This window comes from Enterobacter sp. UNJFSC 003, from assembly GCF_036903355.1.
Classification (GTDB): Bacteria; Pseudomonadota; Gammaproteobacteria; order Enterobacterales; family Enterobacteriaceae; genus Enterobacter.
The window spans coordinates 244,928-262,975 of record NZ_JBAKHK010000005.1; the positions used below are offsets into that span (position 1 = coordinate 244,928).

Sequence of the window (18,048 nt, forward strand, 5' to 3'; positions counted from 1 at the left end):
GCCCTACGGAGTTCTGTATGCCCGGTAAGCGCAGCGCCACCGGGCGATTTTCAAATGTTACGCGCTGCGGCGCAGCATACCTTGCTTTTTCAGCCACACCAGCAGAATCGAAATCGCCGCCGGCGTGACGCCAGAGATACGGGATGCCTGGCCGATTGACACCGGTTTATGATCGTTCAGTTTGGCGATCACTTCGTTGGAAAGCCCTGTCACCTGACGATAGTCCAGCATCTCTGGCAGCAGCGTGTTTTCGTTGCGCTGCTGTTTTTCGATCTCATCCTGCTGACGCGCGATATAGCCTTCGTATTTCACCTGAATTTCGACCTGTTCAGCCGCTTCAGTATCAGCAAGGCCTGGAGCGAACGGGGTGAGTTTCACCAGGTTCTCATAGGTCACTTCAGGACGGCGCAGCAAATCTTCGCCACTGGCTTCGCGAGAGAGCGGCGCAGTTAAGTGAGCGTTCACTTCGGCAGCGGATTCCGCCTGCGGGTTAACCCAGGTCGTTTTCAGACGCTGACGTTCCTGCTCGATGCGTTCCAGCTTCTGGTTGAAGCGCGCCCATCGTTCGTCATCCACCAGACCCAGCTCACGACCCATTTCGGTCAGACGCAGATCGGCGTTGTCTTCGCGCAGCATCAGGCGATATTCCGCACGTGAGGTAAACATGCGGTACGGTTCTTTGGTACCCAGAGTACAGAGATCGTCAACCAGCACGCCCAGATACGCCTGTGAACGGCCGGGTGCCCAGCCCTCTTTTTCAGCGGAGAAGCGCGCGGCGTTCAGGCCCGCAAGCAGACCCTGAGCGGCCGCTTCTTCGTAACCGGTGGTGCCGTTAATTTGGCCTGCGAAGAACAGGCCCTGAATAAACTTGCTTTCCAGGGTTGGCTTCAGGTCACGCGGATCGAAGAAATCGTACTCAATAGCGTAGCCTGGACGAACAATTTTCGCGTTCTCCATACCCTGCATTGAGCGAACAATTTGCATCTGCACATCAAACGGCAGGCTGGTGGAGATACCGTTCGGATAAATTTCGTTGGACGTCAGTCCTTCTGGCTCCAGGAAGATCTGGTGCTGGTTACGATCGGCAAAGCGCATCACTTTGTCTTCGATCGACGGGCAGTAACGCGGGCCGATCCCTTCGATCACGCCAGCGTACATTGGGCTGCGATCGAGGTTATTGCGGATCACGTCGTGGGTTTTTTCGTTGGTATACGTGATGTAGCACGGCACCTGCTGCGGATGTTGAGCCGCATTGCCCATGAACGAGAACACCGGCATCGGGTTATCACCATGCTGTTGTGCCAGCACGCTGAAATCAATGGTGCGCGCATCGATACGCGGCGGTGTACCGGTTTTCAGACGGCTGACGCGCAGCGGCAGTTCACGCAGACGGCGAGAAAGGGGGATCGACGGCGGATCGCCAGCACGGCCACCGCTGTAGTTATCCAAACCGATATGAATTTTACCGTCCAGGAATGTCCCGACGGTCAGCACGACCGCTTTCGCACGGAACTTAAGTCCCATCTGGGTCACTGCGCCAACAACACGATCGTTCTCAACGATAAGATCTTCTACCGCCTGCTGGAAGATCATCAGGTTTGGCTGGTTCTCCAGCGCGGTACGTATGGCCTGACGGTAAAGCACGCGGTCTGCCTGAGCTCGCGTCGCACGGACTGCGGGGCCTTTGCTGGCGTTTAGTATCCTAAACTGAATACCCGCCCGATCGATCGCTTTCGCCATCAGGCCGCCAAGTGCATCCACTTCTTTTACCAGGTGTCCTTTCCCAATGCCGCCAATCGCCGGATTACAAGACATTTGTCCCAGCGTGTCGATATTGTGTGTCAAAAGCAGGGTCTGCTGACCCATTCGCGCTGCGGCCATTGCGGCCTCAGTGCCTGCATGACCCCCGCCAATGATGATGACGTCAAAAGGATCCTGATAAAACATGGTGGTCTGCCTCGCGTAAAGCGGTATGAAAATGGATTGAAGCCCGGGCCGTGGATTCTACTCAACTTTAGTCTTTCGAGAAAGCATTGGGATCCTGGGCTATTAAAAAGAAGATCTTTTTATTTAGAGATCTGTTCTATTGTGATCTCTTATTAGGATCGAGGACTTCTGTGGATAAGCCCGATCTCGTAAATAAGATCATGCAGTTAGAAAGGATCGTTTGCTGTGAGTGATCGGTGATCCTGGCCAGTATAAGCTGGGATCAAAATGGCACTTTATACACAGGCCAGAAATGGCTACAGAGTTATTCGTTGGATAACTACGGGTTAATACGAGCTTTTAACCAGAGTTATCCACATCTGTTTGCACGATCTTTAATCGTTTTTGAGTAAATTTTTCCATTCATCCAGCCAGATCTCGGCCGGATCCTCCGGAATATCATGATCGAGGATGTTGATCTTCAGCGTTTCACCCACTTTTTTGGCACCACAGGTTGTGACAGCGGCTTCGACTTTCTCGATCGCACCGCAGAAGGTGTCATATTCACGGCTGCCGATACCCACCGCGCCAAAACGGACGTTTGACAGGTCAGGCTGTTGTTCCAGCAGTTCGTCATATAAAGGTTGCAGATTATCCGGAAGATCGCCCGCGCCGTGCGTGGAGGTAATCAGCAGCCAGACCCCATCAGTCGGGAGATCTTCAAGCAACGGCCCGTGCAGAGTTTGGGTGGAAAAGCCCGCATCTTCCAGCTTCTCGGCCAGGTGTTCTGCCACGTATTCCGCGCCGCCCAGGGTGCTGCCACTGATAAGAGTAATGTCCGCCATTGATCGCTCGCTCAGATAAAGAGGCGGACATTGTACGCTGTGAACGAGCTGGGATCTACCTGTGGAAAATGTGGGAATGAAATTGCCCGATCATGGTCGGATGGTACGCATGATCGGGTTTTGCAGGGAGATCAACGTCTCGGTGGACTGAATTTCATCGATTGTTTGGATCTTGTTGATAAGTACCTGCTGGAGGGCGTCAATCGATCGACACATGACTTTGATGAAGATGCTGTAGTGCCCGGTGGTGTAGTACGCCTCCGTAACTTCATCGAGTGCGTTCAGTTTCGCCAGGGCAGAGGGATAATCTTTGGCGCTTTTAAGAATAATGCCAATGAAGCAGCAAACATCATAACCCAGGTGTTTAGGGCTGACGTCAATACGCGCGCCGGTAATGATTCCGGCCTGCTTCATTTTCTCTACCCGAACGTGAATGGTACCCGGGCTGACGCCAAACTGTTTCGCCAGTTCGGCGTAGGCGGTGCGTGCATTGGCCATTAAGGCCTCCAGGATGCCGCGGTCCAGATTATCGATCTGATAATTTTCCATAGCTTTTTCTTATGAAGATTAATGAATCTTTCTATTCTAGCGTCATAATTTATTGAATCAAAAGTGAAGTCGCCTTTTTGTTGTTTGATTATTGAATGTAGTGCCGTTTCTGTTGCTTAATCATTACCAACAGGACGCAGGAGTTTAAATAATGAAAACCGCTTACATCGCAAAACAACGCCAGATCAGTTTCGTTAAATCCCATTTTTCCCGCCAGCTGGAAGATAATCTTGGTCTGGTTGAAGTCCAGGCTCCCATTCTTAGCCGCGTGGGCGACGGGACGCAGGATAACTTGTCCGGATGCGAAAAAGCGGTACAGGTGAAAGTGAAAACGCTGCCAGACGCACAGTTCGAAGTGGTTCATTCCCTGGCGAAGTGGAAGCGTCAAACGCTGGGACAACACGACTTCAGCGCGGGCGAAGGGCTGTACACGCACATGAAAGCCCTTCGCCCCGATGAAGACCGCCTTACTGCCATTCACTCTGTGTATGTTGACCAGTGGGACTGGGAGCGCGTAATGGGGGATGGCGAGCGTCATGTTGGTACGTTGAAAGCGACCGTAGAGGCGATCTATGCAGGCATCAAAGCCACCGAAGCGGCTGTAAGCAAAGAGTTTGGTCTGACACCGTTCCTGCCGGAATCGATCCACTTTGTTCACAGCCAGGAACTGCTGAGCCGTTTCCCGGATCTGGATGCCAAAGGCCGTGAGCGTGCGATCGCTAAAGAGTTGGGCGCTGTTTTCCTTATTGGGATCGGCGGCAAGCTGTCTGATGGCAAGCGGCACGACGTACGAGCACCGGATTATGATGACTGGAGCACGACGGGCGAAGGTGAATTGGCCGGTCTGAACGGTGATATTCTGGTCTGGAACCCGATTCTGGAAGATGCATTTGAGCTTTCTTCCATGGGGATCCGCGTGGATGCTGATGCGCTGAAACGCCAGTTGGCGGTGACCGGCGATGAAGATCGTCTGCAGCTTGAGTGGCATCAGGCGCTGCTGCGCGGTGAAATGCCGCAGACTATCGGTGGGGGGATTGGTCAGTCCCGCCTGACAATGCTGCTGCTACAGCTTTCGCATATCGGTCAGGTGCAGTGCGGTGTCTGGCCACAGCAGGTACGTGAAAGCGTCAGTTCCCTGCTTTAATTAACGCCGCCAGCGTCTGAGCAGGCGGCTGCGTAACCCGGTATCAAAGCGCCAGATATGATCGAAAATGCGCATGATGCCGGGTTTTCCATGTGCTGACATCGCAACGGCATGGAAGCGGTGCTGATGCACCCGCTGCAACTCCTTCACTTTATTCACCACATCATCCGGCAGCCGCTGGGCGATAAAATCTGAAATCACCACCGCGTCAGCGTCGTACCAGTCACCGCCCTGCATGCGCTCAACTATGCTGCGAAAACAGCTGGCCAGATCGGTACCGCCGCGAAAGCGCTGGCTTAAAAAGCGGATCGCCTGTTCGATACCCTGCTGGTTTGTCAGTTCATAGCCCACCACTTCGCTAGAAAAGAGCATGATAAAGCAGCGGCGTCGATCGGCGAGCGCCACGCGCATCAGGGCAAGGCAGAACGCTTTTGCACACTGCTCGTTAAAACCGCCCATCGAACCGGACGTATCTACGCACACAATAAAGGGCCCGCGCGGCTGTTCATCAAAATCCTGATGGATGACGGGACGCTGGCTGAGTTTTTCACGCCAGGATTCGCCCTGCAGCCGGTAGGTGAGAAGCTGCTTCTCCACTAGCCGACGGTAAAATTCATATTCCAGCTCGGTCATCCCCAGCGTGCTAAGTTCGGTCGGTAACAGGCGCAAAATGTCATCACTTTGCTGGAGTCCATCGACCTGTTCGGGCACGGTTGCCGGTTCACGCACCAGAGTGCGGAAGGTTTCCATCGGCGCATCTTTCTTTGGGACGGATTTAGCCTCCCGCGAGCGGCCAAGCTGTTCCGCAAGCTTCATAAGTTCCGGCTGCTGTGCCAGAAAGTCTCCATATTTGACGATCAGCTGGTAATCGCCGCGCCGTAACTGCCCGGCGCTCATATCCCAGAGTCGTCCGGCGGCGTTTTCATTTTCCACCAGCACCTGCTCCAGCTGGCCGCTCAACGTCATACGTTCCTGAACTTCACTGAGCAACTGTTCGCGCTCTTCTTCCAGCAGCTGCTGATTGAGCGTTGTGGCCTGAACAACCAGACTGAGCCGCCAGCGCTGTAAGAACAGGGTATGTAGCGCCGGAGTAAAAATGGCGTTATCCGTGGCAAGCGCTCTGGCCTGGCTGGCAAACGGGGAGTGAACCTTATCGAGTAGCGACAGGGTTTGCGGTAGCTGGACGATAAACTGGGGTGCTGAAAGCCGCTGACACTGCTGATAACAGGCGACCTCTTCCGTCAGCTCCGGTGGGACTTCCGTTTCTTTGAAGCGTTTTCGCATGTTATCCCGCCAGCGCGGCAGATCGTCGGTCATCGCTTTTTTGAGCTTGGGGAATTTTTCAAAAAATGCCGCCAGCTGTGGTGATGCAAGAAGGGTAATCACAACCTCTTCGATCAACCCTTCTTCACTCACCGCCAGCATGACGTTGAGCGTGTCCAGCGTTAGCATTGACGTGCCTGTTTGATCTGCGTGCTCACATCCTGCAGGCTGGCTTCGATGCGACCTAACCAGTCGCTATGAATAAAGAGGCATTTTTGCTGTTCGCTAAAGCGCGTGTGCTGCTGGTGCCATTCGGTATCCAGCGCTTCCAGCTGTTGCTTAATCTCTTCCGGCACGCTATCCGAAGCGGTTCCGGGCAGCGCAAGACGCGATCCCTGCAGGCTTACGTCGCGGAGCACCAGATGCTGGCTGCTGTCCACTTCCATGGTGAGCGGCTGTGCAAAACCGATACCGTTGAGCTTGCCGCGGATCTCGCCGCTCTTATCGAGCCATAGCGCCAGCGCTTCGCGTTCAATCGTAATATGGACCACCTGCATGTCATGAAGTTTGAGCGGCTGCTGGAGCAACAGCGTCAGCGTTGCGCTGGTCAGTTCAGCAGGCAGTTCATAGTGCGGTTTACGGGAAAACATACCACCCAGACGGTTCACTTTGAGCGCTGTTTTATCGCTCTGCTGCTGCTGAAGCTGGATGCGCCGCTGGGCTATTGCGCCCAGTTTATTGAGCATCGACTGCTGGTTCCAGGCGTGCCCGGTCATCAATATTTCAAGCTGCTGCTGCATCAAATTCATGCCTTCTGCATCATGCCAAAGGCAGTCTTTCAACAGGATGAGATCGATAGGTGCAATGGCGTCACGCCCGCTGAATAAGGCGCTCGCCTGCAACAGACGGATCGCTTTTTTCCAGCGACGGTCAGAGACGTATGGCGCTGAAGGCAGTAAATCAAGCTGCTGGCGCAGCATGAAGATCAGCTCAAAGACCGCGTCTGGCAATTTTATATTGCCAATATCTAATTGCCACTGTTGATACTCTTCATCCGTGACCTGCAGTGAAGCGGGCACCGGGTTTTCATTCTCATCCTGCTGGCTCACCAGCATAGAGCGGAAGTTCGATTTATCCTGTACTTTATCAAGCCACAGGCGGATGAGCATACGGTCATACAATGCTTCCAGGCTGCTGTCGGATTCTGGCAGTTCGTTTGATGCGGCCACCAGCAGGCGCATCGGGATTTTCTCTTCGCTTGCACCATTACGAAACCGACGTTCGTTAATTGCCGTGAGCAGGGTGTTCAGAATGGCCGGACCGGCTTTCCAGATCTCATCGAGGAAAACAATCTCTGCTTCCGGCAGATAACCTTCTGTCAGACGCTGATAGCGACCCTCATCTTTCAATGCCTGAATAGAAAGCGGACCGAAAACCTCTTCCGGCGTGGAGAAGCGGGTCATTAGGTATTCAAAGGCGCGTGCATTCTGGAAGGCAAACTTCAGCCTGCGGGCAATCAGGCTTTTTGCAATGCCTGGGGGGCCGAGCAGAAATACGCTTTCGCCACTTAACGCCGCCAGCAAACAGAGACGAATAGCGTGGCTACGCTCGAAAAGGCCTTTTTCCAGCGCGCTGCTGAGGCGGGAAATTCTTTCTGCTAATAAATGTGAGTGAGCCATAATAGTTTTGCATCCTTTCGCCGTCGTGGCGGCCAATTGAAGCGAGTATAGACGTTTCAGTCAGGGCTGGTAATAGACTGAAGTGCGGCGCAATTTTCTTTGCGCTACATTAATGCGGTTGCATTTAGGGGTACGATTTTGCAGTGAATCGTGCATACTGTGCGCCTTTTTGTGGGCCAAGGGACTAAGCACACATTTGTTATTTAAACGAAAAGACTAGTCTATGAGCACTGATAATAAGCAATCATTACCCGCTATAACGCTTGCGGCGATCGGGGTTGTCTACGGTGATATTGGCACCAGCCCGCTTTATACGCTTCGTGAATGTCTGTCCGGCCAGTTTGGTTTTGGTGTTGAACGTGACGCTGTTTTTGGCTTCCTGTCTCTCATCTTCTGGCTGCTGATCCTGGTAGTTTCTGTAAAATATCTCTCCTTCGTTATGCGTGCTGATAACGCAGGTGAAGGCGGTATTCTGACCCTAATGTCGCTTGCAGGACGCAACACGTCCGCCAGAATGACGTCGGTATTGGTGATCATCGGTCTGATTGGCGGGAGCTTCTTCTACGGAGAGGTGGTTATCACACCGGCCATTTCGGTGCTCTCGGCGATAGAAGGGCTTGAGATTATCGCGCCGCAGCTCGATGCGTGGGTGGTCCCGCTAGCCATCATTGTGCTCACGCTGCTGTTCGTTATCCAGAAACACGGTACCGGGCTGGTGGGGAAACTGTTCGCGCCGATTATGCTGGCCTGGTTCCTGATCCTTGCGGCGCTGGGTTTACGCAGCATTATTGCTAACCCGGACGTGCTGCACGCGCTGAACCCGTACTGGGCTATACATTTCTTCCTTGAATATAAAGTGGTGTCCTTCGTGGCGCTGGGCGCGGTAGTGCTCTCTATTACCGGTGTTGAAGCGCTGTATGCTGACATGGGTCACTTCGGGAAGCTGCCTATTCGCGTGGCATGGTTTACCGTCGTATTGCCGTCACTGGTGCTGAACTACTTCGGCCAGGGGGCGCTGCTGCTTAAACACCCTGAGGCCATTAAGAACCCGTTCTTTCTGCTAGCCCCGGACTGGGCGCTGGTGCCTATGCTGATCCTCGCGACCCTGGCGACGGTAATTGCTTCTCAGGCGGTGATTTCGGGGGTGTTCTCGTTGACGCGTCAGGCCGTGCGCTTGGGCTATCTCTCTCCCATGCGCATCATCCATACGTCAGAAATGGAGTCAGGCCAGATTTACATTCCGTTCATTAACTGGCTGCTCTATTTTGCGGTTGTCATTGTTATCGTCAGCTTTGAACACTCCAGCAACCTGGCAGCGGCATACGGTATCGCCGTGACCGGTACGATGGTGCTGACGTCGATTCTCTCCACCACCGTGGCGTACCGTAACTGGCACTGGAATAAATTCCTCGTAGGGATGATCCTGGTGGGCTTCCTGTGTATCGACGTGCCGCTGTTCTCGGCGAACCTCGACAAGATTGTCTCCGGCGGCTGGCTGCCGTTAACGCTGGGTCTGGTAATGTTTATCGTCATGACCACATGGAAAAGCGAGCGTTTCCGTTTGCTGCGCCGCATGCATGAGCACGGTAACTCTCTGGAGGCCATGATTGCCTCGCTGGAGAAATCCCCGCCGGTGCGCGTGCCGGGCACGGCGGTGTATATGTCTCGTGCATTGAACGTGATCCCGTTCGCGCTAATGCATAACCTCAAGCACAACAAGGTGCTGCATGAGCGGGTGATCCTGCTGACGCTGCGTACCGAAGATGCGCCGTATGTCCATAACGTGCGTCGCGTGCAGATCGAACAACTGTCGCCAACATTCTGGCGCGTGGTGGCAAGCTACGGCTGGCGCGAGACGCCGAACGTGGAAGAGGTCTTCCACCGCTGCGGTCTGGAAGGGCTGAGCTGCCGCATGATGGAGACGTCGTTCTTTATGTCCCACGAGTCGCTGATCATTGGCAAGCGTCCATGGTATCTGCGCCTGCGCGGCAAGCTTTATCTTATCCTGCAGCGTAACGCCCTGCGTGCGCCTGACCAGTTTGAGATCCCACCTAACCGCGTGATTGAGCTTGGAACACAGGTCGAGATTTAAGTCTCTATTCGGCCTGATGCCCTCTCCCACAGAGAGAGGGCGCAAACATAAAAACGGTAACCCAAGGGTTACCGTTTTGCATTTACCTCCCCTGCATTTCACTTAGCGAAACGTTTCGACATCGATCACAAATCTGTTACGTCATGGTGGTTTTCTGAACACTCTTGAGACTAAACTGATTTCAGCGAAACGTTTCGCTAGTGGAGCAAGAAAATGAAGAAAGGCACGAATCTCAACTCAGAAATCTCATCGGTTATTTCCCGTCTTGGGCATACCGATACGCTGGTAGTTTGCGATGCAGGCTTACCGGTTCCGCGCAGCACAGCCCGTATCGACATGGCGTTAACGCAAGGTGTTCCTTCGTTTATGCAGGTACTGGAAGTGGTGACGGCTGAGATGCAGGTTGAGGCGGCCATTCTCGCGACGGAAATCAAACAACATAATCCGCAGCTCCACGAAACGTTGCTCAGCCACATTGAGCAACTGCAACAACACCAGGGAAACACCATAGAAATTCGTTACACAACGCACGAACAGTTCAAACAACAAACCGCAGACAGTCAGGCGGTGATTCGCAGCGGGGAGTGTTCCCCGTATGCGAATATCATTCTCTGTGCTGGCGTCACTTTCTGAGGCCATCATGGACGCATTACTGCAACTTAAAGGGATCGATAAGTCGTTCCCGGGCGTAAAAGCCCTTTCCGGTGCGGCACTGAACGTCTATGCCGGACGCGTCATGGCGCTGGTGGGCGAAAACGGTGCCGGCAAATCCACCATGATGAAAGTGCTGACCGGGATCTATCAACGTGATGCCGGTTCGCTGGTGTGGTTGGGTAAAGAGACCACATTCAACGGCCCCAAATCTTCTCAGGAAGCGGGTATCGGTATCATCCACCAGGAGCTGAACCTCATCCCGCAGCTGACGATTGCGGAGAACATCTTCCTCGGCCGTGAGTTTGTTAACCGTTTTGGCAAAATCGACTGGAAAACCATGTATGCCGAAGCAGACAAACTGCTGGCTAAGCTGAACCTGCGCTTTAAGAGCGATCGCCTGGTCGGTGACCTCTCCATTGGCGATCAGCAGATGGTGGAAATCGCGAAGGTGCTGAGCTTTGAGTCAAAGGTCATCATTATGGATGAACCGACCGACGCCCTGACCGATACCGAAACCGAATCTCTTTTCCGCGTTATCCGCGAGTTGAAATCGCAGGGGCGCGGGATTGTCTATATCTCCCACCGCATGAAAGAGATCTTCGAAATCTGCGACGACGTTACCGTCTTCCGCGACGGACAGTTTATTGCCGAACGTGAAGTGGCGACGCTGACCGAAGATTCGCTGATTGAAATGATGGTGGGACGTAAGCTCGAAGATCAGTATCCGCATCTGGATAAAGCACCCGGTGAGATCCGCCTGAAGGTGGATAACCTCTGCGGTCCGGGCGTGAACGACGTGACCTTTACCCTGCGCCAGGGCGAGATCCTGGGCGTGGCGGGCCTGATGGGTGCAGGCCGTACCGAGCTGATGAAAGTGCTTTACGGTGCGCTGCCGCGATCCAGCGGGTATGTCACTCTCGACGGTCATGAAGTAGTGACTCGCTCGCCGCAGGATGGCCTCGCGAACGGTATCGTCTATATCTCCGAAGACCGCAAGCGCGATGGCTTAGTGCTCGGCATGTCGGTAAAAGAAAACATGTCGCTTACTGCGCTGCGCTATTTTAGCCATAGCGGCGGTACCCTGAAACACAAGGACGAACAGCAGGCGGTCAGCGATTTTATCCGTCTCTTTAACGTCAAGACGCCGTCGATGGAGCAGGCAATTGGCCTGTTGTCCGGTGGTAATCAGCAGAAAGTGGCGATTGCGCGTGGCTTAATGACGCGCCCGAAAGTGTTGATCCTTGATGAGCCAACGCGTGGCGTGGACGTTGGCGCGAAGAAAGAGATCTATCAGCTGATTAACCAGTTCAAGGCCGACGGTCTGAGTATCATTCTGGTCTCTTCCGAGATGCCAGAAGTATTAGGCATGAGCGATCGCATTATCGTCATGCATGAAGGGCATCTCGGCGGTGAATTCACTCGCGAGCAGGCCACCCAGGAAGTTCTGATGGCTGCCGCTGTGGGCAAGCTTAATCGCGTGAATCAGGAGTAAGAAGATGACTACCCAGGCTGTTTCTGGTCGCCGTTATTTCACCAAGGCATGGCTGCTGGAACAAAAATCGCTGATTGCCCTGCTGGTGCTTATCGCGATTGTGTCCACCATGAGCCCGAACTTTTTCACCGTAAATAACCTGTTCAACATTCTTCAGCAAACATCCGTAAACGCCATTATGGCGGTCGGGATGACGCTGGTGATTTTGACTTCGGGTATCGATCTGTCCGTCGGTTCCCTGCTGGCGCTCACCGGTGCGATTGCCGCTTCGATTGTAGGAATTGAAGTCAACGCGCTGGTGGCCGTTGCAGCTGCACTCGCAGCGGGCGCGGCGATTGGTGCCGTTACCGGTGTGATTGTGGCGAAAGGCCGCGTGCAGGCGTTTATCGCGACGCTGGTGATGATGTTGCTGCTGCGCGGTGTGACCATGGTCTACACCAACGGTAGCCCTGTTAACACCGGGTTTACGGATAACGCCGATCTGTTTGGCTGGTTTGGTATTGGTCGCCCGCTGGGTATTCCGACGCCGGTCTGGATTATGGCTATCGTCTTCCTGGCGGCATGGTACATGCTGCATCACACCCGCCTGGGCCGTTATATCTATGCGCTGGGTGGCAACGAAGCGGCAACCCGTCTGTCTGGCATCAGCGTTAATAAAGTTAAAATTATCGTTTACTCCCTGTGCGGTCTGCTGGCGTCTCTGGCGGGCATCATCGAAGTGGCGCGTCTCTCTTCTGCGCAGCCAACGGCGGGGACGGGATATGAGCTGGACGCCATTGCGGCAGTGGTGCTGGGTGGTACGAGTCTTGCGGGCGGTAAAGGTCGCATTGTTGGGACATTGATCGGCGCACTGATCCTCGGTTTCCTGAATAATGGTTTGAATTTATTGGGTGTTTCCTCCTATTACCAGATGATCGTTAAGGCAGTGGTGATTTTGCTGGCGGTACTGGTAGACAACAAAAAACAGTAACTGACGACACTACAGGACATCTTAGATATGAACATGAAAAAACTGGCTACCCTGGTTTCTGCTGTCGCGCTGAGCGCAACCGTAAGTGCTAACGCTATGGCAAAAGACACCATCGCGCTGGTGGTCTCAACGCTGAATAACCCGTTCTTCGTTTCCCTGAAGGACGGCGCGCAGAAAGAAGCGGACAAACTGGGCTATAACCTGGTCGTACTGGATTCTCAGAACAACCCGGCGAAAGAATTGGCTAACGTTCAGGACTTAACCGTTCGTGGCACCAAGATTCTATTGATCAACCCAACCGATTCTGACGCGGTTGGTAACGCCGTTAAGATGGCAAACCAGGCGAAAATCCCGGTAATCACCCTGGACCGTCAGGCAACGAAAGGCGAAGTTGTGAGCCACATTGCGTCTGATAACGTGCTGGGTGGTAAAATTGCCGGTGACTATATTGCGAAGAAAGCAGGTGAAGGCGCGAAAGTTATCGAGCTGCAGGGGATTGCCGGTACTTCCGCTGCCCGTGAACGTGGCGAAGGCTTCCAGCAGGCCGTGGCTGCGCATAAATTTAACGTACTGGCTAGCCAGCCGGCAGACTTCGATCGCACTAAAGGTCTGAACGTGATGCAGAACCTGCTGACCGCGCACCCTGATGTGCAGGCGGTATTCGCACAGAACGATGAAATGGCGCTGGGTGCGCTGCGTGCTCTGCAGACTGCAGGTAAATCTGATGTGATGGTTGTCGGATTTGATGGCACGCCAGATGGTGAAAAAGCAGTAAATGATGGCAAACTGGCTGCGACCATCGCTCAGCTGCCTGAGCAGATTGGCGCGACTGGCGTTGAAACTGCCGACAAAGTGCTGAAGGGCGAAAAAGTTCAGGCCAAATATCCAGTTGACCTGAAGCTGGTCATCAAGCAGTAAAAGGCGAATCAGGCAGTCGCTGGCTGCCTGAGGGACACCAAATAAAGAAAAGTGTGGCATACGCCACCGGGTAACACCGGTGGCGCTCTCAGATGGACACCTCAATACATGAAAACCGCAGGCAACCTCGTCGTCCTTGGCAGTATTAATGTCGATCACATTCTTAACCTTGAAACGTTCCCGACACCGGGCGAAACCGTCACGGGCAATCAATACCAGGTGGCATTCGGCGGTAAGGGGGCAAACCAGGCCGTTGCCGCTGGACGTAGCGGAGCGCATATCGCGTTTATTGCCTGCACGGGCGATGACGACACCGGCGAGCGGGTACGCAAACAGCTGGCCAGCGATAACATTGATGTTGCGCCGGTAAGCGTGGTTGCGGGTGAGTCTACCGGCGTGGCGCTGATTTTCGTCAATGCGGAAGGTGAGAATGTCATCGGTATTCATGCGGGCGCGAATGCAGCGCTGACGGCGGAACGCGTCGAAGCTCAGCACGATATTATTGCGAATGCACAAGCGCTGCTCATGCAGCTGGAATCGCCAGTCGAAAGCGTGCTGGCCGCCGCGAAAATTGCGCATGAAAATCATACCACTGTCGTACTTAATCCTGCGCCTGCCCGTGTATTATCAGACGAACTGCTGGCGCTGGTGGATATCATCACACCAAACGAAACGGAAGCCGAAAAGCTGACGGGTATTCGCGTCGAAAATGACGACGATGCTTCTCGTGCTGCAAAAGCGCTGCATGAAAAAGGTATCGGCACCGTGATTATCACCCTTGGCAGCCGTGGCGTATGGGCGAGCCTAAACGGCGAAGGTCGTCGGGTGCCGGGCTTTAAGGTTAAAGCCATTGATACTATTGCTGCGGGAGATACCTTTAACGGTGCACTGGTAACGGCATTGCTTGAAGGCAAGAAAATGGATGAGGCTATTCGTTTTGCCCATGCCGCGGCAGCAATTGCGGTAACGCGTAAAGGGGCTCAGCCTTCCGTTCCGTGGCGTAAAGAGATCGATGCATTTCTCAGTCAGCAGGGGTAACGCTTGGCTACAATGAAAGATGTCGCCCGCATGGCGGGCGTTTCTACTTCGACGGTCTCTCACGTCATTAATAACGATCGCTTCGTCAGCGAGGCGATCCGCGAAAAAGTTGAAACGGCAGTTAAAGAGCTTAACTATGCGCCGTCAGCGTTGGCCCGTAGCCTGAAGCTAAATCAGACGCGTACCATTGGCATGCTTATTACGGCCAGTACCAACCCCTTTTATTCCGAACTGGTGCGCGGCGTAGAACGCAGCTGCTTCGAGCGCGGCTACAGCCTGGTGTTATGCAATACCGAAGGTGATGAGCAGCGCATGAACCGTAATCTGGAAACGCTGATGCAAAAACGCGTGGATGGGTTATTGCTGCTATGTACTGAAACGCACCAGCCGTCAAAAGAGATTATCCAACGCTATCCTTCTATCCCAACGGTAATGATGGACTGGGCGCCGTTCGACGGTACCAGCGATCTGATTCAGGATAACTCCCTGCTGGGCGGTGATATGGCGACTCAACATCTGATTGATAAAGGCCATACCCGCATTGCCTGTATTACCGGTCCGCTGGACAAAACGCCCGCGCGTCTGCGTCTGGAAGGGTATCTCTCTGCGATGAGGCGTGCGGGGCTTTCTGTTCCCGATGGGTACCGTATTACCGGCGATTTCGAATTTAACGGCGGCTTCGAAGCGATGCAAACACTGCTGGCACAGGAGCCGCGTCCGCAGGCGGTCTTTATCGGCAACGATGCGATGGCATTTGGCGCCTATCAGGCGCTGTATCAGGCAGGGCTTCGTGTTCCTGACGATATGGCGGTGATTGGCTATGATGATATCGAACTGGCGCGCTATATGACGCCACCGCTTACCACTATTCATCAGCCCAAGGATGAACTGGGCGAGCTGGCCATCGATGTATTAATCCACCGTATGGCCGAACCCGCCCTGCAGCAGCAACGCCTGCAGCTTACTCCTGTTCTGATGGAACGGGGTTCGGTTTAGCTTTCGTCTTGTGGCGTTCTTTTATCAGGTTACGCCCATCTTTTGGTTTCAACAGCATAAAGACCAGCGCCGAAACCACAGTGAGTGCGCCCATGGTAATAAAGGTATAGTGGAACTGCTCGACGGTATTTGTGCCGTCGAAACCTTCATAAAACCGCAGCACCGCCGCGCTCACGGCAACCCCAAGACTAATTGATAGCTGTTGAGTGACTGCCAGCACGCTGTTACCGCTACTGGCGTTCTCGTCGGTGAGATCCCCAAGGGTGATGGTGTTCATTGACGTGAACTGTGTCGACATCGCCATTCCGAGCACAAACAGCGGCAGGATCAACATCCAGACCGGGAGTGCGGCGGATTGCAGCGAGAATTGCGCAATCATCAGCCCGATAAATACCGTTACACCAACCAGCGTTTTACGATAGCCAAACCAGCGCAGGACCTGCGTGACGGTGGACTTCGCTAGAATCGAGCCCATTGCGGTGGGGGCCATCATGCAGCCAGCAATCAACGCCGGGTAGCCGAACCCGACCTGCAGCATGAGCGGCATTAAAAAGGGTACGCAGCCTGTCCCCAAGCGTGAAGCGATATTGCCCGCCACCCCAACTGAAAATGTGCGGGTGTTAAAGAGGGACAGCGAGATGAGGGGGGTAGGATGACGGCGAGCATGACGTATATAAAGAAGGAACAGCACAATACCGCTGAGGATCACGGACAGCGCGAGCCACGTCGCCACGATTTTCTCGCCGAACAACTCCATCCCGCTGGAAAACAGCACAAGGCTCAGGCCAAACAGGAAAAAGCCCCCCATGTCGAAGCTGCGCCTTGGCGTGGTGAAGTTCGGCATATATTTACGTGCATAAAGCAGCCCGGCTACGCCAATCGGAATGTTAATCAGGAAGATCCAGTGCCAGCTTGCCCATGTTACAAGTACCCCGCCGAGCACGGGCCCCAGTATAGGACCGACCAGCCCGGGCATGGTGACGAAGTTGAGAACAGGGAGCAGTTCACTGCGCGGGTAAGCGCGTAATAATGCAAGGCGCGCCACGGGCATCATCATTGCCCCGCCAATCCCCTGAAGAACGCGGAATATGACCAGTTCCGTCAGAGAGGTTGATAAAGCGCAGGCTAACGAGCCGAGCGTAAAGAGCGTCACCGCCAGCATAAAGACTTTACGGGTACCAAAACGGTCGGCAAGCCAGCCGCTAACGGGAATAAGCATCGCAACCGTCAGGGTATAGCTGATTATTGCGGACTGCATCGCCAGCGGAGAACGGTTAAGGCTTTGCGCTATTGCCGGAAGCGCGGTATTGAGGATGGTGGCATCCAGTGCCTGCATAAAAAACGCCATAGCTGCAATCCACGGCAATCCAGCCATGCTGCGCGCTTTTTTCTCTGTCATTTATTTACCTGCTGGTGGGTTGGTGCGGCCAGCAAAGCCTGACACGCACTCAGGGCTCGCTGCCCGTCGCTCTCCTGAATGGCATCAACAATTGCCTGATGCAGATCCAGCTTCACCACTTCATTTTGTGTAATAGAGGTAAAGTAAGTGTGATACACCGAATGGAAAAGAGAAGCAAAGGACGTCAGGAACGGATTGGTGCTCATTGCATATATGTGTTCATGCCAGGCCATATCTACCTCAACCCAGCGTTCGCGGTTGAAGTGCTTTTTCAGGAACACCATCTCTTCCATTAAGGTATTCAGCTGTGCTTTTTGTTCAGCGGTACCGAGCGTGGCGGCAAGCAGGCACGCCTGAGGCTCGAGACTGCTGCGCATCACCAGGAAGTGATCGACAACCTGGTGGAAGTTATCGTCGGTCATCCACCAGGAGAGGAGTTCCTGATCGAGGAAGTTCCAGTTGGCCTGAGGCATAACGCGTGTGCCAATACGAGGACGTGGGAGCACCATTCCTTTTGCCGTTAATGTTTTCACCGCTTCGCGAACGGCAGTGCGACTCACCCCAAACTGCTCGCCTAGCTCCATTTCACCCGGCAGGATGCTGCCGGGCGCATACTTACCCGCTAAGATCAGTTGAGCCAGCTTTTCTGCCAGTACATATGAAAGGTTTTTTTGTGCTGCCAGCTGTTGTGCACTTAAGGGCATCGCTCTTATTCCTTAATCATTCATGCGGGTAAGTATGCCATCTCGGGTGTGATTGTGGTTGCAGATACATCAAATAGAACAATTTGTAGCTTGATTTCATCTCTGCTGGTGAAAAAAAACACGGTCAGAAACTTTTTTTAAATTTCCTCTTGTCACTTCGGAATAACTCCCTATAATGCGCCTCCACTGACACGGAACAACGGCTTACAGGCCGCCGGGTTAGCGGGGTTCAGAGATGAACGCCAACAGAGAAAAGCGAAAATAAGCGCTTGACTCTGAATGAGGAAAACGTATTATACGGGACCTCGCAACGGTGAGCGAAAGCCGCGTTGCACTGCTCTTTAACAATTTATCAGACAATCTGTGTGGGCACTCAAAG

The 18,048-nt window shown here is 53.8% G+C and carries 15 protein-coding genes; 8 read left to right on the forward strand and 7 right to left on the reverse strand.

What is annotated here, in order from left to right; genetic code table 11:
• Window positions 1-57 precede the first annotated feature (57 nt).
• The 3 genes from mnmG to asnC all read right to left on the reverse strand — a co-directional run bounded on the left by mnmG (window position 58) and on the right by asnC (window position 3,320).
• Complete coding sequence (gene mnmG / locus V5P19_RS15005; protein WP_334404594.1) at window positions 58-1,947, reverse strand: tRNA uridine-5-carboxymethylaminomethyl(34) synthesis enzyme MnmG; 1,890 nt, start codon at window positions 1,945-1,947, stop codon at window positions 58-60.
• A 374-nt stretch (window positions 1,948-2,321) separates the two neighbouring features.
• Window positions 2,322-2,771, reverse strand: coding sequence for an FMN-binding protein MioC (gene mioC, locus V5P19_RS15010; protein ID WP_334404596.1), 450 nt, complete (start codon window positions 2,769-2,771; stop codon window positions 2,322-2,324).
• 90 nt (window positions 2,772-2,861) lie between these two features.
• The gene (asnC, locus tag V5P19_RS15015; RefSeq protein ID WP_023333916.1) at window positions 2,862-3,320 is read right to left on the reverse strand and encodes a transcriptional regulator AsnC; all 459 of its coding nucleotides are present in this window, start codon (window positions 3,318-3,320) and stop codon (window positions 2,862-2,864) included.
• 151 nt (window positions 3,321-3,471) lie between these two features.
• On the opposite strand from asnC, the gene asnA reads away from it, so the two are divergent.
• Window positions 3,472-4,464 carry an aspartate--ammonia ligase gene (gene asnA / locus V5P19_RS15020; protein WP_334404598.1) on the forward strand — a complete coding sequence of 331 codons (993 nt, stop codon included), beginning with the start codon at window positions 3,472-3,474 and terminating at the stop codon, window positions 4,462-4,464.
• Here asnA and viaA read toward each other — a convergent pair whose 3' ends face one another.
• Complete coding sequence (gene viaA / locus V5P19_RS15025; protein WP_334404600.1) at window positions 4,465-5,916, reverse strand: ATPase RavA stimulator ViaA; 1,452 nt, start codon at window positions 5,914-5,916, stop codon at window positions 4,465-4,467. It lies immediately after the preceding gene.
• Window positions 5,910-7,406, reverse strand: coding sequence for an ATPase RavA (ravA, locus tag V5P19_RS15030; RefSeq protein WP_334404602.1), 1,497 nt, complete (start codon window positions 7,404-7,406; stop codon window positions 5,910-5,912). The genes viaA and ravA overlap by 7 nt, the downstream gene beginning before the upstream one ends.
• Before the next feature lie 223 nt (window positions 7,407-7,629).
• Between ravA and kup the strand changes: the two genes are divergently transcribed.
• The 7 genes from kup to rbsR all read left to right on the forward strand — a co-directional run bounded on the left by kup (window position 7,630) and on the right by rbsR (window position 15,566).
• Window positions 7,630-9,498 carry a low affinity potassium transporter Kup gene (kup, locus tag V5P19_RS15035; protein WP_334404604.1) on the forward strand — a complete coding sequence of 623 codons (1,869 nt, stop codon included), beginning with the start codon at window positions 7,630-7,632 and terminating at the stop codon, window positions 9,496-9,498.
• Window positions 9,499-9,711: 213 nt separating this feature from the next.
• Window positions 9,712-10,131, forward strand: a complete 420-nt coding sequence (gene rbsD, locus V5P19_RS15040) for a D-ribose pyranase (protein ID WP_334404607.1) — start codon at window positions 9,712-9,714, stop codon at window positions 10,129-10,131.
• Window positions 10,132-10,138: 7 nt separating this feature from the next.
• Complete coding sequence (rbsA, locus tag V5P19_RS15045) at window positions 10,139-11,644, forward strand: ribose ABC transporter ATP-binding protein RbsA (RefSeq protein ID WP_334404636.1); 1,506 nt, start codon at window positions 10,139-10,141, stop codon at window positions 11,642-11,644.
• Between the two features lie 4 nt (window positions 11,645-11,648).
• Entirely contained in the window at window positions 11,649-12,614 is a 966-nt protein-coding gene (gene rbsC, locus V5P19_RS15050; protein ID WP_119936500.1) for a ribose ABC transporter permease, read from the forward strand.
• Between the two features lie 27 nt (window positions 12,615-12,641).
• Window positions 12,642-13,532: a ribose ABC transporter substrate-binding protein RbsB gene (gene rbsB / locus V5P19_RS15055; protein WP_010426610.1), complete on the forward strand. Its 891-nt coding sequence runs from the start codon at window positions 12,642-12,644 to the stop codon at window positions 13,530-13,532.
• A 108-nt stretch (window positions 13,533-13,640) separates the two neighbouring features.
• Window positions 13,641-14,570 (forward strand): ribokinase, encoded by a 930-nt coding sequence (rbsK, locus tag V5P19_RS15060; RefSeq protein ID WP_334404613.1) that lies wholly within the window; start codon window positions 13,641-13,643, stop codon window positions 14,568-14,570.
• Window positions 14,571-14,573: 3 nt separating this feature from the next.
• Window positions 14,574-15,566, forward strand: a complete 993-nt coding sequence (gene rbsR, locus V5P19_RS15065) for a ribose operon transcriptional repressor RbsR (RefSeq protein WP_334404615.1) — start codon at window positions 14,574-14,576, stop codon at window positions 15,564-15,566.
• Here the strand turns inward: rbsR and mdtD are convergent.
• Both mdtD and V5P19_RS15075 read right to left on the reverse strand, forming a co-directional pair.
• A complete protein-coding gene (mdtD, locus tag V5P19_RS15070; protein ID WP_334404617.1) occupies window positions 15,532-16,965 on the reverse strand; it encodes a multidrug transporter subunit MdtD in 1,434 nt (477 codons plus the stop codon). The genes rbsR and mdtD overlap by 35 nt on opposite strands.
• A complete protein-coding gene (locus V5P19_RS15075) occupies window positions 16,962-17,669 on the reverse strand; it encodes a FadR/GntR family transcriptional regulator (RefSeq protein WP_334404619.1) in 708 nt (235 codons plus the stop codon). The genes mdtD and V5P19_RS15075 overlap by 4 nt, the downstream gene beginning before the upstream one ends.
• Window positions 17,670-18,048: the final 379 nt, after the last annotated feature.